This is a genomic window from Streptomyces sp. NPDC002958 (genome assembly GCF_055563255.1).
Genome location: NZ_JBVHDS010000003.1, coordinates 73,512 through 86,601 on the forward strand (window position 1 = coordinate 73,512; position 13,090 = coordinate 86,601).

Here is a 13,090-nt window from a genome sequence, read left to right on the forward strand (position 1 = left end):
AACGCGTACTAGTTCCCCTCCGCGGGCGCCGGGACGCCCCTGCGGAAGCGAGGAGAGGACGAGCTCATGGCCGCGGAACCCGTCATCGTCGAAGCCGTACGCACCCCCATCGGCAAGCGTGGAGGAGCGCTCGCCAATCTGCATCCCGCCTACCTGCTGGGCGAGACCTACCGAGAACTTCTCGGCCGTACCGGCATCCACGCCGACTGCGTCGAACAGATCGTCGGCGGCACGGTAACCCACGCCGGCGAACAGTCCATGAACCCGGCCCGCAACGCCTGGCTCACCGTGGGCCTTCCGTATGAGACCGCCGCCACCACCGTGGACTGCCAGTGCGGCTCCTCGCAGCAGGCCTCCCACATGGTCGCCAACATGGTTGCGGCCGGAGTGATCGACGTCGGCATCAGCTGCGGTGTCGAGGCCATGTCACGCGTGCCGCTGGGCAGCGGCTCCAAGCACGGACCGGGCAAGCCCTGGCCCGACGAGTGGAATGTCGACCTGCCCAATCAGTTCGAGGCGGCCGAACGCATCGCCCGCAATCGCGGACTGACCCGGGAGAACGTCGACTCGCTCGGGCTGATCTCGCAGGAGCGGGCAGCCGTGGCGTGGGCCGAGGAGCGGTTCAAACGGGAGACGTACGCGGTCCAGGTGCCGACCACCGAGGAGGAGCAGGCGGCCGGGCAGGGCATGTGGCGTCTGGTCGACCGGGACGAAGGGCTGAGGGACACCACGATGGAGGGGCTCGGCCGGCTCAAGCCGGTCATGCCCACCGCGATCCACACCGCGGGCAACTCCTCGCAGATATCCGACGGCGCCTGCGCCATCATGTGGGCGTCCAAGCGAATGGCACGCGCCCTCAAGCTCAAGCCGCGCGCCCGGATCGTCGCACAGGCACTGGTCGGCGCCGACCCGCACTTCCACCTCGACGGACCGATCGACGCGACCCGCGCGGTGCTCGGCAAGGCCGGGATGTCGCTCAAGGACATCGACATCGTCGAGATCAATGAGGCCTTCGCCTCCGTGGTGCTGAGCTGGGCCCAGGTCTTCGGGCAGGACCTCGAAAAGGTCAACGTCAACGGCGGGGCCATCGCGCTCGGTCACCCGGTGGGTGCCACCGGGGCCCGGCTGATCACCACGGCCCTGCATGAACTGGAGCGCCGTGACAAGGAGTTCGCACTGATCGCGATGTGCGCGGGGGGCGCGCTGGCGACGGGCACGATCATCCAGCGGCTGTGACGCGGCCCTGCGGAAGAGACTCCGGGAAGGTCCCCGGCCGGTCGCCCGGCCGAATCCACGCTGCCGCGGCGCCGGACGGACATGCCCGCTCAGTACGGCACGTGGGTGGGGAAGGTGGCGGTGGGGCTGAACAGCGCGGCGTACGCCTCTTCGTGGTGGCGGCGGTGCCGCCCGGACCGGCTTACTTCCGTGACCGGGGCCGCGACTGGGGCCGCGACCGGGGCCGCGAGCGTGAGCATTCCGTCGTTGGCGAGCTCTTGTACGCGCATCAGCAGCGCCCGTACCTCCAGGCCGAGTTCGGCGGCCACCGTCTGCAGGTCGAGGCCGGACTCCCAGCTCCACAGCAGCACGGAGTCCATGCTGGGTGACCAGACAACGGTGTTCTCCATCTCGGTGGACTGTGTCGGAGGAGGGGGCGGAGGCGGGGCCGGGGCCGGAGCATGCGGTGGCGTATCCAGTGGCGGAACGATCAGCTCTTCGCGCGGGTGCGGCACGGGGATCTCGGGTGCGCAAGGGGGTTCGGCCGCCGCTTCCCTTACCGCTTGCGAGGTTAGGCTCAGGAGCTCCTCGGCGAGGGAGCGGGCGGCACTGCGGCCCACCGTGCGTCGCGCCAACCGCACTTCGCGCTCGTTCAGGCCCATCAGGTCCGCGATCGAGCTGTCGTCGCCGACGGTCACGGCGAAAGCCGCCAGCGTCCTGCTCCGTTCCGCCTGCGCCTCGTCCAGCAACGCCTGTGCCTGACGCATGCGTTCGTCGCTGGCGCAAAAAGCTTCCGCCAGCACAGCGTTCCGATCCCAGAATTCTCGAGGTTCCACATACGTGACAACGCTCCGGCGGCTGACGGGAACGGACCCCCGAGGAAAATGCGCCTAGATGGACCAACGGGTTATTAAGCTGGCCAAGTTATATGAAGTAGACCGTTTACCAAGTGTTGACCGTGTCAGGGCGTGGCGAAGGCCCCGACCGTCGGTCGGGGCCTTCGCGCGAGCTCAAGGGATGCCGGCTCAGTACCAGTGGTTGGCCTGCCAGAACGACCAGACGCCGCACGGGCTGCCGTAGCAGGCGAGGGTGTCGCACGGGCCGGGGCGGCTACTGACCCGGGTCGTGGAGGGCCAGGGACCTGTGGGGGTCCTCACTCGCCGGGACGTCGAATGTGACCTGGGCCTCGAAGGCGGCGCGGCGGGTGGCCCGGCGGAGCGCCTTCAGCAGCGTCGCGCCGACGGTGAGGGTCAGTACCAGGGTGAGCACGGCCCGGCCCAGGTCCCAGCCGAGCGACGTGGCCGTGCAGTACGCGAGGAAGCGGACCAGGTTCTCCGCCAGCGGATCACCCGGCTGGAAGGAGATCCCCGAGCCGAGTCCGGGCACGATCGTCCATCCGTACAGGTTCATCACCGTGCCGTACGCGAACGACGCCACGAACCCGTACACCGCCAGCATCAGGAGCTCTGCCCGCCCGCGCAGCCGGTCCGGGCCCGGCAGCAGGCCCGCGCCCATCGCGAACCAGCCCATCGACAGCATCTGGAACGGCATCCACGGACCCACCCCACCGGTGAGCAGCGCGGACGCGAACATCGTCACCGAGCCGAGCACGAAGCCGAAGCCGGGCCCGAGCACCCGGCCGCTCAGCACCATCAGGAAGAACATCGGTTCCAGCCCCGCGGTGCCCGCGCCCAGCGGGCGCAGCGCGGCGCCGACCGCGGCCAGCACCCCCAGCATCGCCACCGCCTTCGCGTCGAGACCGGAGTCCGCGATCATCGCGACGACCACGCCGACCAGCAGCGGCAGCAGCGCGGCGAACAGCCACGGCGCGTCCTCGGAGTGCGCCAGGCCGGTGTTCCCGTCGGCCAGCAACGGCCAGCCGAACGCGACCACACCGATCGCACTGATGAGGACGAGCGCGGCGATCGCGCGCGGCCCGAGACGTACCGGCCGTGCCCCGTGCCCGCTCATGACAGGGCTCCCAGTGCACCACGCACCTGTGCCACGGTCAGCCACTCCTGCGGGGCGAGGATCTTCGCGGTCTGCGGGGCGAACGCCGGGGAGGAGACCACCACCTGCCGGGTCTCCCCGTCCGCGACGACCTCCCCATCGGCGAGGATCACCACCCGGTGCGCCAGCTCGGCGGCGAGCTCCACATCGTGCGTGGCCAGGACGATCGCATGGCCCTCGGCCGCGAGGCCGCGGAGCACGCCGACCAGCCGGGCCTTCGCTGCGTAGTCCAGGCCACGGGTCGGCTCGTCCAGAAGCAGCAGCGGGGGCCTCGCGGTGAGCACGACGGCCAGGGCCAGTGCGAGCCGCTGGCCCTCGGAGAGATCGCGCGGGTGGGTGTCGTCCGGCACGCCGGGCAAAAGCTCGGAGACCAGCGCCCGGCAGCTGCCCGCGGCGGCGCCCGCATCGGCGTCGGCCGCCGCGCACTCGGCGGCGACCGTGTCCGCGTACAGCAGATCGCGTGGTTCCTGCGGTACGAGCCCGACTCGGCGCACCATCTCGCGCGGCTGCGTACGGTGCGGGGTCCGGCCGCCGACGAGGACGGTGCCTGTGGTGGGCTCGACCATGCCGACGAGCGTGGCCAGCAGAGTGGATTTGCCGGCCCCGTTGCGGCCCATCAGGGCGACGGTCTCGCCGGGAGCGACGGTGAGCGTCACCCGGCGCAGCGCCTCGACGCGCCCGCGCCGTACGCCGAGACGCTCGACCTGGGCCGGGTCATCCGCGACGGGCTCGGAAGCGGTCGCGGTGGGGGCGCCGCGGCCCAGCAGCCGGGCGAGCACCCCACGCCGCGGCGCCGGGGCGGCGGACAACGGTGCCCATACCGTCCCGGCGGCCCTGCCCGTCCCCGGCGTCTCGGCAGCCCCAGCAGCCTCGACCGCTCCGTCGGCCCCGGCCCGCACACCCGCCCCGGCCCGCACACCGGCCCGGACTGCCTGGTCCGCCCCGGGCGGCTGTGCCTGCGCCAGCCGCTCGCGCAGGCCCGCCGCCCGGCGCCGGGCATCGCGGACCGAGAGCGGCAGTGGTTCCCACCCCGCCAGTCGGCCCAGCGCGACGACCGGCGGGTTGACCGGGGAGACGGCCATGATGTCCGCGGGCGCGCCCATGACCGGTGCGGCGCCCGGTGACGGCAGCAGGACGACCTGGTCCGCGTACTGCACCACCCGTTCCAGCCGGTGCTCCGCCATCAGGACCGTCGTACCCAGGTCGTGCACCAGCCGCTGGAGCACCGCGAGGACCTCCTCGGCCGCCGCCGGGTCCAGCGCGGACGTCGGCTCGTCGAGGACCAGGACCTTCGGGTGCGGGGTGAGGACCGAACCGATCGCGACCCGCTGCTGCTGGCCGCCGGAGAGCGTGGCGATCGGCCGGTCGCGCAGCCCGGCCAGACCCAGCAGGTCGAGGGTCTCCTCGACCCGCCGCCGCATCACCTCGGGGGCGAGACCCAGCGACTCCATCCCGTACGCCAGCTCGTCCTCGACCGTGTCGGTGACGAAGTGGGAGAGCGGGTCCTGGCCCACCGTGCCGACCAGATCGGCGAGTTCGCGTGGTTTGTGGGTACGGGTGTCGCGGCCGTCGACCGTGACCCGGCCGGTCAGCGTGCCGCCGGTGAAGTGCGGTACGAGACCGGACACGGCGCCCAGCAGCGTCGACTTGCCGACCCCGGACGGACCGACGAGCAGTACCAACTCGCCCTCGGGAACGGTCAGATCGACCCCGGAAAGGGTGGGGCGCTCCGCCCCCTCGTACTGCACCGAGACATGCTCGAACCGGATCACTGGCTCTCCTTGGAATTCGGGGCGCCCACCGGCGGCGGCACGGGCGCCACCACCGCGGGCAGCAGCCCGATCAGCACCGCCGCCGCGGGCCACAGCGGAAGCACCGGTGCGACCAGCGGTACGACCCCGGGGTGCAGCGCCTCAGGATCGACACCGCCCGCCCAGATCATCGCCACGGCCACCGCGACCCCCGAACCCGCCACCAGCCAGGCCCGCACACCCCACCGGTCGGGCCGGTAGCGGGTACGGACCGAGCGGGCCCCGCCGAGCCGCAGCCCGGCCATCGCGGCGACGAGCCCGGCGATCAGCAGCGGCAGGCCGTACACCGCCCCCTGCACGGCCAGCAGACCGTACGTACCCGCGCACACCCCGAGCAGCCCGCCGAGCGTGAGGACGTTCGTGGTGTGCCGGACGGCGGGCGGGACCTGGGCGGTGCGCCCGTATCCGCGCGAGTCCATCGAAGCCGCCACCGCAACCGACCGCTCCAGCGCGCCCTCCAGGACCGGCAGTCCGATCTGGAGGACCGCCTTGATGCCGCCGGTCGGACGGCCTCGCAGCCGCCGCGCGGTGCGCAGCCGCGCCACATCGGCGACCATGTTCGGCGCGAACGTCATCGCGACGACGACGGCGACTCCCGCCTCGTACAGCGCACCCGGCAGTGACTTCAGCAGCCGGGCCGGGTTGGCCAGCGAGTTCGCCGCACCGACGCAGATCAGCAGGGTGGCCAGCTTCGCCCCGTCGTACAGCGCGAAGAGGAGCTGCTCGGCGGTGACCTGGCCACCGATCCTGATCCCCTTCGCCCAGTCCGGCAGCGGCACCTCGGGGAGGGTGAACAACGTATGCGTACCGGGGATCGGTGAACCGAGAAAGATGGAGAAGACCAGCCGTACGCCGACGACGAACAGCCCGATCTTGATGAACGCGCCGTACGAGCGGGCCCACGGCGCGTCCGTACGCCGCGCCGCGACCACATAGCCCGCAACCCCGACCAGCAGCCCGAGCAGCAGCGGATTGGTGGTCCGGGACGCGGCGGTGGCGAGGCCGAGCGCCCACAGCCACCAGGCTCCGGCGGGCAGGGCGTTGCTCCGGTTCGCCTCGGGGGCGCGCAGCGGGCGGCGCAGCCGGACGGTGCCGGTGGCGCCGGTCACCGGGCCACTGGTCGGGGCGGTCATCCGCGGCGGCGGCGGGCCTGCACGACTGCGCCTGTGCCGAGGAGAAGAATGGCGGCGACACCGACGAGCAGCCCGGCGGACGGACCGCCGCCGACGTCGCCCGAGCTGTCGGCGGCGGCGGAACCGGCCGGGTCCGGGGAAGCGGACGCGGCGGGTGCCCCGTGCTCGTTGTCCGAGACCTGTTCGCCGCAGCCCGAGCTCGGATAGCCGGAGATGGCGCAGAGCAGCGCGTCGCTGCTGTAGCGCAGCGGCTTGGCCACCGAGGCGAGCGCCTCCGCGGTGCTCGCGTCTGGGGCGACCTGCGCGCATGCCGTACGCGGCGCGGGCGGCGTCTCGCCGGCCGGGGCGTCCGACGCCGTGCCCGGGTCGATGACCAGCGCGACCCGTTTGGTGCCGTCCTCGGCCGGGGTGTCCGCGCAGATCTTCGCGAAGTCGGGGGAGCGGCGCGGCTTCGCCGAGTCCTGGGAGTCGTCGCTCACCGAGAACCGGAAGCCCTGCACCGTGCCGTCGTCCGGCCGGACCAGGGACGGGCCCTGGGTGGCGTACGTCCAGCCGGTGCCGGAGCCCTCCCAGAACGACCAGTACCGGTAGCCCGCAGCCTGAGCCGTCCCCGCGCAGAGCACGGTCAGAACGGAGCCCAGGACCACCAGCAGGGCGGAGGTCCTTCCCGCCCGCCTCACAGCTGCTGGTTCTTCCGGCGGCCGCTTATCAGGAAGCCGGCGCCCGCACCGACGACGAGGCCGATGCCCACGTACCACCACACGCCGTTGATCACGTCGTCCCCGCTGTGGACCTCGTCCTTCTCCGTGGGCACGTACCCGGTGTCGGCGGACGGGTCGGGCGTCGTGATGGCCGCGGGGGCGGGGCCGGTGGCGTTCAGTTTGTCGACCAGGTTGACGCCGCCGAAGTCGCGGGCGTCGGCGCCGGTCGCGTGCGCGGCCAGAACCAGCTGAGCATAGGCGGCGGGACCGTTCTGCTCGGCCCATTCCCCGGAGTTCTTCTTCAGCCAGCCGACGGCCTTGGCCGCCTTGTCCTGGTGGCCCGCGGCGGACAGTGCGACGACCGCGTCCGCGGTGTTGCCGAAGTCGGGCTGCGGGGTGGAGTCGGTGGCTCCGGGCATCGGCGCCAGGTTCAGATGGCCGCTGGTGGCGAGGGCGTCCGCGAGGAAGTGGGCGCCGTTCTGGGCGGCCTGTTCGGGCGTGAGCCCGGACCCCGGGTGGCAGCTGGGCGCCTTGACCGCGGCGTTGTCCCCGACGGCCAGGCCCTTGCCCATCATGCCGAGCACGGCGGCCGCGGTGGCGTCCGCGTTGGCGGCGAGCTTCCCCTTCTTGTCGGGCTGGTAGGCGAAGGCGCCGCCGTCCTTGCCGCCGCACGGGATCGCGAGATCGAGCAGTGCGTCGTAGGGGGTCTTGCCGCCCGGGGTCGTGATGTCCGCGATCCGCTGGCCCTGCCGGGCGAGGGCGCCGATCACCAGCGAGGTGGAGTTGGCGTCACTGGGGCTGCCCGCGGTGTAGCCCCAGCCGCCGTCCTCGTTCTGTACGGACTTCAGCCAGCGCACCGAGTCGTTCACGACGTCCCGGTGCCCGCCCACCTCGACGAGTGCCTGGGTGGCGACCGCGGTGGCATTGGTGTCCAGCATCGTTTTCGCGTCGCACGGTTTGGAGACATCGGGCCGGTACGCGGCGTAGGCGCCGTTGGCGCACTGCTGGCCGATCAACCAGTCCACCGACTTCGTGGCGGGCGTGACGCCCTCGACCCGCTGGGCGAGGAAGGCCAGCGACTGCCGCCAGACACCGTCGTAGGTCGGGTCCTTCGTGCCGTACAGCCCCGACGGCAGCGCGACGGACGGTGAGGGCGACGGGGAAGGCGCTGCCACCGCGACCGGGGCAGCGGCCGCACAGAGCACGGTGGCGGTGACGGCGAGCGTTGCTGCGCTGCGGCGTACGGTCATGGCGGGCGGGGCCTCTCCTGCGGGGGAACCGGGCACAGGCACGCTCACGCACCAGGCTCCGGCTCCGTATACCTCGACGGTGCCGACCACCGGGGTTCCGATGGTGCGAGCCGGTCACGACCGCGGACAGGGCATTCCGACTCACCGTCTTCGACGACGGTTCACGGCTGCGTGGTCAGCGCCGGATTTGCACCGGCTTCCCCCTGAACGGGCATGATGACGACTCGCACACTCTACCGGGCGGGCTCAAACGGCCTCCGAGCCGGGAGGAGCGCCGACGCCCGTCCTCCCTCCCGCCCGGGCGGGAGCCCCCGTCACACCGTGATGTACGTCACCGGCTCGCTCCCCGCCACCGCCTCCGCGCGCCCCAGCTTCACCAGCCGCCGCAGATGTGCCTCCGCCTCCGAGACGGCGATGCTCCGCGAGCCGTGCGGGATCTGCGCCCAGGGCCGGTTCCACTCCATCCGCTCGGCCAGCTGCCATGGCGTCAGCGGGGTGACCAGCAGCTTGAGCAGCCCGGTCAGCCGCTCCTCGTGATGGTCCAGGAGTTCCTGTACGCGCCCGGCGGCATCCGTGAACGCGTACTGATGGGCGGGCAGCACTTCGGCGACCCCGAGCCTGCCGATGCGCTCCAGCGAGTCGAGGTAGTCGCCAATGGGGTCTCCCCAGCTCGAACGCAGCCGAGAGCTCCGGGAGGGGGCGGTCACGGTCGCGTCGTCCGGGTCCTCGTACAGCCCGATGTGCGGGCTGATCCCCGGCAGCAGATGATCCCCGGAGAAGAGCCGGCCACGGCCCGGCAGATTCCTCGGATGCTTCTCCTCCAGGTGTAGGCAGACATGGCCGGGCGTGTGCCCCGGCGTCCAGATGGCCCGCAGTTTGCGGCCGGCCAGAGCGAGGAGTTCACCGGGAACGATCTCCCGGTCCGGAAGCGCGGCCCGCAGCCCGGGCAGCGTGCGCATCCGGCCCCTCTCGGCCGCGGCCGCCCGCAACGGTGCGAGATGCTCCTCGGGCGCACCGACCGCGGTGAGCTTCGCCGAGAGATACGTCAGCCAGGTACCCGGCCGGGACTCGCGGGTCCGCCGCACGATCGCGGTGTCCGCCGCATGCATGGCGATCCAGGCTCCCGACGCCTCGCGCACCTGCCCGGAGAGGCCGTGGTGGTCGGGGTGATGGTGGGTGATGACCACACCGTGGATGTCGCCGATGCCCACACCGACGACGGCGAGACCGGCGGTGAGAGTGTCCCACGCCTCCGGATCGTCCCAGCCGGTGTCGATCAGGACCGGCCCGCGATCGGTGTCGAGGACATGCACGAGGGTGTGGCCGAGTGGATTGTCAGGGATGGGGACCTTGATGCTGTGCACGCCCCCGCCGTGGTCGGTCACCTGCGTCATGGGGTCCCCATCTCTCTCCGCGGCCTGGTCGGCGTACCGGACGTACGGCTGTGCGGTGCACTGCGCTCACTGTAACGAGAACTTGTTCCAGTGGTAGCCCCGGTCGACTATCCGCATCAAGGTGCTCCGTGACGGGGCGAAGCGGTCATGGCTGCCGGTGTGCCCGGTGGGCGTTGTCGCAGCCGTGGACTCCTGGAACTGGAACTGGTATCAGTTCTGACACGGAGTCAGGTATCGTGCCGGGTCGCGGGAGGCAGCAGCCATGACCGAGCTTGTCGAACACGGAAAACTGTTCATCGGCGGGGAGTTGGTCGATCCGCTGGGCCGGGATGTCATCGAGGTCATCTCCCCGCACACCGAACAGGTCATCGGCCGGGTGCCGCACGCCTGTGAGGGGGATGTGGACCGGGCCGTCGCCGCCGCTCGGCGGGCCTTCGACGAGGGGCCCTGGCCGCGGATGGCCGTGGACGAGCGGATCGCGGTGATCAGTCGGATCAAGGACGCGTTCGCCGTACGGTACGAGGAGATCGCCCGGGTCATCAGCTCGGAGAACGGCACCCCGTACACGTCCGGCGTCATGGTGCAGGCGCTCGCCGCGATGATGGCGTGGGACGCGGCGATCACGGTCGCCCGCACCTTTCCGTACGAGGAGCGGCGAGACGGGGTCCTCGGTCCGCTGCTCGTGCGTCGGGAGCCGGTCGGAGTGGTCGCGGCCGTGGTGCCGTGGAACGTCCCGCAGTTCACCGCCGCCGCCAAGCTCGCGCCCGCGCTGCTGGCCGGCTGCTCCGCCGTGCTCAAGGTCTCGCCCGAATCCCCGCTGGACGCCTACATCCTGGCCGAGATCGTCGCCGAGGCCGGGTTGCCGCAGGGGGTGCTGTCGATCCTTCCGGCCGACCGTGAGGTCAGCGAGTACCTGGTCGGGCATCCGGGCGTCGACAAGGTGTCGTTCACCGGGTCCGTGGCCGCCGGGCGCCGGGTGATGGAGGTCGCCTCCCGCAATCTCACCCGGGTCACGCTGGAACTGGGCGGGAAGTCCGCCGCCGTGATCCTTCCCGATGCCGATCTGGACACGGCCGTCGCCGGCATCGTCCCCTTCGCCTGGATGATCAACGGCCAGGCATGCGTCGCCCAGACCCGCATCCTCGTCCCGCGTTCCCGCTACGACGAGATGGCCGAGGCGTTCGCCGCCGCCGCAGGTGCGCTGAAGGTGGGTGACCCGCTCGACCCCGCCACCGAACTCGGTCCCCTCGTCGCGCGGCGCCAGCAGCAGCGCTCGTTCGACTACATCCGCATCGGCCAGGACGAGGGCGCCAAGATCCTTACCGGCGGCGGCCGTCCGGCGTCCCAGGAACGGGGCTGGTACGTCGAGCCGACTCTCTTCGGCGACGTCGACAACTCCATGCGCATCGCCCGCGAGGAGATCTTCGGCCCCGTCATCTGCCTCCTGCCGTACGGCGACGAGGCCGAGGCCGTACGGATCGCCAACGACTCCGACTACGGCCTCAGCGGCAGCGTCTGGACCGCTGACACCGAACGCGGTATCGACATCGCCCGCCGGGTCAGGACGGGCACGTACAGCGTGAACACCTTCAGCCTCGACATGCTCGGCCCGTTCGGCGGCTACAAGAACTCCGGCCTGGGGCGGGAGTTCGGCCCCGAGGGATACGCCGAGTACTTCGAGCACAAGATGATCCATCTGCCGACCGGACACGAGGGGGCGTGATGGGGGACCGCTGGGCCGTGGAGGTCGACCGGGCGGTCTGCATCGGCTCCGGGATGTGCGTGAACCACGCCCCGGCCGGATTCGCGCTGGATTCCGCCCGGCAGTCCCACCCGGCAGCCCCGGAGACCGACGCCAACGAGAAGGTCCTTGCCGCGGCCGAGGGATGCCCGGTCGAGGCGATCACGATCACGCTGATCGGCTCGGGGGAGGTCGTCTTCCCGCCGGAGGAGTAGGCGGAGCGGGCGCGGCGAAGTGGATGTGCCGTCGAGCCTCGGAAGGTTCAGGGGGGGCCGAACTGCCGGAACCGGGCAGTGAATACGCCGTGGTGCCCGGCTAACATCCGGGTATGGCAGGAAGGGTGTTCCTGCCATGACTGGTGAGGGGGACGGTCTGCCATGGTGGAACTCTGGGTGATGTTCGGTGTCATGGCGGCGGCAGTCGCGTCTCTGATCGTCGTGCTGCTTCGACGCGGGAGCACCCGTACGGAGAACGCCGACGGCCTTCTCATGGAGCAGCAAGCGCGGGAGCGGGCGCGGCACACACGCGCCACCTACCACTCCGTCTCGGTGCACAGCTCCACGATCGGCAAGGGCTTCAGGTCGTGACGACCGCCGGGAAGGGTGTCAGGAGCGCGGACGCCCTGGTTCCGCCCGGCGGGGGCGCACACCGACTTCGCCGCATTCCAGGCAGGCGGACTCCCCGGACCCCGGACCGGCCCACAGAGACCGTACGGTGAGCGCACTCCGCAGCGACCAAGATCATCCCGTGGCCCCTTCCGGGCTCGCCTCGGCGGCACCTCCTGGTCGGCGCCTCCTCTGTCGCGCAGCTGGACGAGAGCCCGGCCGCGGTGGACCTGGAGCTGACCACGGAGCAGCGGGCGGCACCGGGCGCGGCCCACTGGCGGCCCCCGTCCGTGCCCTCACCATGTAGGCTGCCACCACGCCGACGTACTACGGTGTGTGCACCGACCCCATGTGACGTGGGCTTCGGCCTCCTTACGGTGACGACTATGGAGACTCCGCAGAGCCCGGATCACGGGCCCACCCCGCACCCCGCCCCGCCCACCGTCCCGCCGCCCGCCACCGGTCCCTCGCCGTCACCCGCAGACCGGCTCCTCGTCGGGCGCACCGCCCTGGTGACCGGTGCCGCGAGCGGCATCGGGCGGGCCTGCGCACAGGCCCTGGCCGCTTCGGGCGCCCATGTCCATGTGGTGGACAGGGCCGCCGACGCCGCCAAGGACCTGGCCGAGGCGATCGGCGGGACGGCCTGGGTGGTCGACCTCTCCGTCCCCGACGCGGTGGACACACTGCCCGCCGACGTGGACATCGTGGTCAACAACGCCGGGCTCCAGCATGTCGCTCCCGTGCACGAGTTCCCGCCGGACCGCTTCGCGCTGATCCAGCGCGTCATGGTGGAGGCCCCGTTCCGCATCTTGCGCCGGACCCTGCCGGGCATGTACGAACGCGGCTGGGGGCGCGTGGTCAACATTTCGTCCGTGCACGGCCTGCGGGCCAGCCCCTACAAATCGGCCTATGTGATGGCAAAGCACGCACTGGAGGGACTCAGTAAGGTGGTCGCGCTCGAAGCGGCGGAGCACGGGGTGACGAGCAACTGCGTCAGCCCCGGGTACGTACGCACCCCCCTGGTCGAGAACCAGATCGCGGACCAGGCCCGTACGCACGGCATCTCCGAGGAGGAGGTGGTGGGCCGGGTCATGCTGGAACGCAGCGCGATCAAGAGCCTGATCGAACCTGACGACGTCGCCGAGGCCGTGCTGTGGCTCTGCGGACCGCGTACCGGGCACATCACCGGCATCTCGCTCTCCATGGACGGCGGCTGGACCGCCAACTGAT

At 71.6% G+C, this 13,090-nt stretch carries 12 protein-coding genes and 1 riboswitch; of the genes, 5 read left to right on the forward strand and 7 right to left on the reverse strand.

Annotated elements, in window-relative coordinates:
* Nucleotides 1-66: 66 nt before the first annotated feature.
* Nucleotides 67-1,236, forward strand: a complete 1,170-nt coding sequence (locus ACZ3IC_RS06705) for a steroid 3-ketoacyl-CoA thiolase (RefSeq protein ID WP_467413306.1) — start codon at nt 67-69, stop codon at nt 1,234-1,236.
* 89 nt (nt 1,237-1,325) lie between these two features.
* Here ACZ3IC_RS06705 and ACZ3IC_RS06710 read toward each other — a convergent pair whose 3' ends face one another.
* From ACZ3IC_RS06710 to ACZ3IC_RS06740, 7 genes are all read right to left on the reverse strand, one after another.
* On the reverse strand, nt 1,326-1,982 hold the full coding sequence (locus ACZ3IC_RS06710; protein WP_467413308.1) for a hypothetical protein: 657 nt from the start codon (nt 1,980-1,982) through the stop codon (nt 1,326-1,328).
* A 343-nt stretch (nt 1,983-2,325) separates the two neighbouring features.
* Complete coding sequence (locus tag ACZ3IC_RS06715) at nt 2,326-3,186, reverse strand: ECF transporter S component (protein WP_467413309.1); 861 nt, start codon at nt 3,184-3,186, stop codon at nt 2,326-2,328.
* The gene (locus ACZ3IC_RS06720) at nt 3,183-4,997 is read right to left on the reverse strand and encodes an ABC transporter ATP-binding protein (RefSeq protein ID WP_467413311.1); all 1,815 of its coding nucleotides are present in this window, start codon (nt 4,995-4,997) and stop codon (nt 3,183-3,185) included. The genes ACZ3IC_RS06715 and ACZ3IC_RS06720 overlap by 4 nt, the downstream gene beginning before the upstream one ends.
* Nucleotides 4,994-6,169, reverse strand: a complete 1,176-nt coding sequence (locus ACZ3IC_RS06725; RefSeq protein WP_467413314.1) for an energy-coupling factor transporter transmembrane protein EcfT — start codon at nt 6,167-6,169, stop codon at nt 4,994-4,996. Before ACZ3IC_RS06725 ends, ACZ3IC_RS06720 begins: the two co-directional genes overlap by 4 nt.
* Nucleotides 6,166-6,849, reverse strand: coding sequence for an SCO2322 family protein (locus ACZ3IC_RS06730; RefSeq protein WP_467413316.1), 684 nt, complete (start codon nt 6,847-6,849; stop codon nt 6,166-6,168). The genes ACZ3IC_RS06725 and ACZ3IC_RS06730 overlap by 4 nt, the downstream gene beginning before the upstream one ends.
* On the reverse strand, nt 6,846-8,120 hold the full coding sequence (locus ACZ3IC_RS06735; protein WP_467413318.1) for a prenyltransferase/squalene oxidase repeat-containing protein: 1,275 nt from the start codon (nt 8,118-8,120) through the stop codon (nt 6,846-6,848). The genes ACZ3IC_RS06730 and ACZ3IC_RS06735 overlap by 4 nt, the downstream gene beginning before the upstream one ends.
* Before the next feature lie 129 nt (nt 8,121-8,249).
* Nucleotides 8,250-8,323, reverse strand: a riboswitch (cobalamin riboswitch).
* A gap of 111 nt (nt 8,324-8,434) precedes the next feature.
* Nucleotides 8,435-9,514 (reverse strand): MBL fold metallo-hydrolase, encoded by a 1,080-nt coding sequence (locus ACZ3IC_RS06740; protein ID WP_467413319.1) that lies wholly within the window; start codon nt 9,512-9,514, stop codon nt 8,435-8,437.
* 262 nt (nt 9,515-9,776) lie between these two features.
* Between ACZ3IC_RS06740 and ACZ3IC_RS06745 the strand changes: the two genes are divergently transcribed.
* The 4 genes from ACZ3IC_RS06745 (at nt 9,777) to ACZ3IC_RS06760 (ending at nt 13,089) form a co-directional block, all read left to right on the forward strand.
* Nucleotides 9,777-11,237, forward strand: a complete 1,461-nt coding sequence (locus tag ACZ3IC_RS06745) for an aldehyde dehydrogenase (protein WP_467413322.1) — start codon at nt 9,777-9,779, stop codon at nt 11,235-11,237.
* Entirely contained in the window at nt 11,237-11,470 is a 234-nt protein-coding gene (locus tag ACZ3IC_RS06750; RefSeq protein ID WP_467413324.1) for a ferredoxin, read from the forward strand. Before ACZ3IC_RS06745 ends, ACZ3IC_RS06750 begins: the two co-directional genes overlap by 1 nt.
* 162 nt (nt 11,471-11,632) lie before the next feature.
* Complete coding sequence (locus ACZ3IC_RS06755; RefSeq protein ID WP_467413325.1) at nt 11,633-11,842, forward strand: hypothetical protein; 210 nt, start codon at nt 11,633-11,635, stop codon at nt 11,840-11,842.
* Between the two features lie 404 nt (nt 11,843-12,246).
* The gene (locus ACZ3IC_RS06760) at nt 12,247-13,089 is read left to right on the forward strand and encodes a 3-hydroxybutyrate dehydrogenase (RefSeq protein ID WP_467413328.1); all 843 of its coding nucleotides are present in this window, start codon (nt 12,247-12,249) and stop codon (nt 13,087-13,089) included.
* Nucleotide 13,090 lies beyond the last annotated feature (1 nt).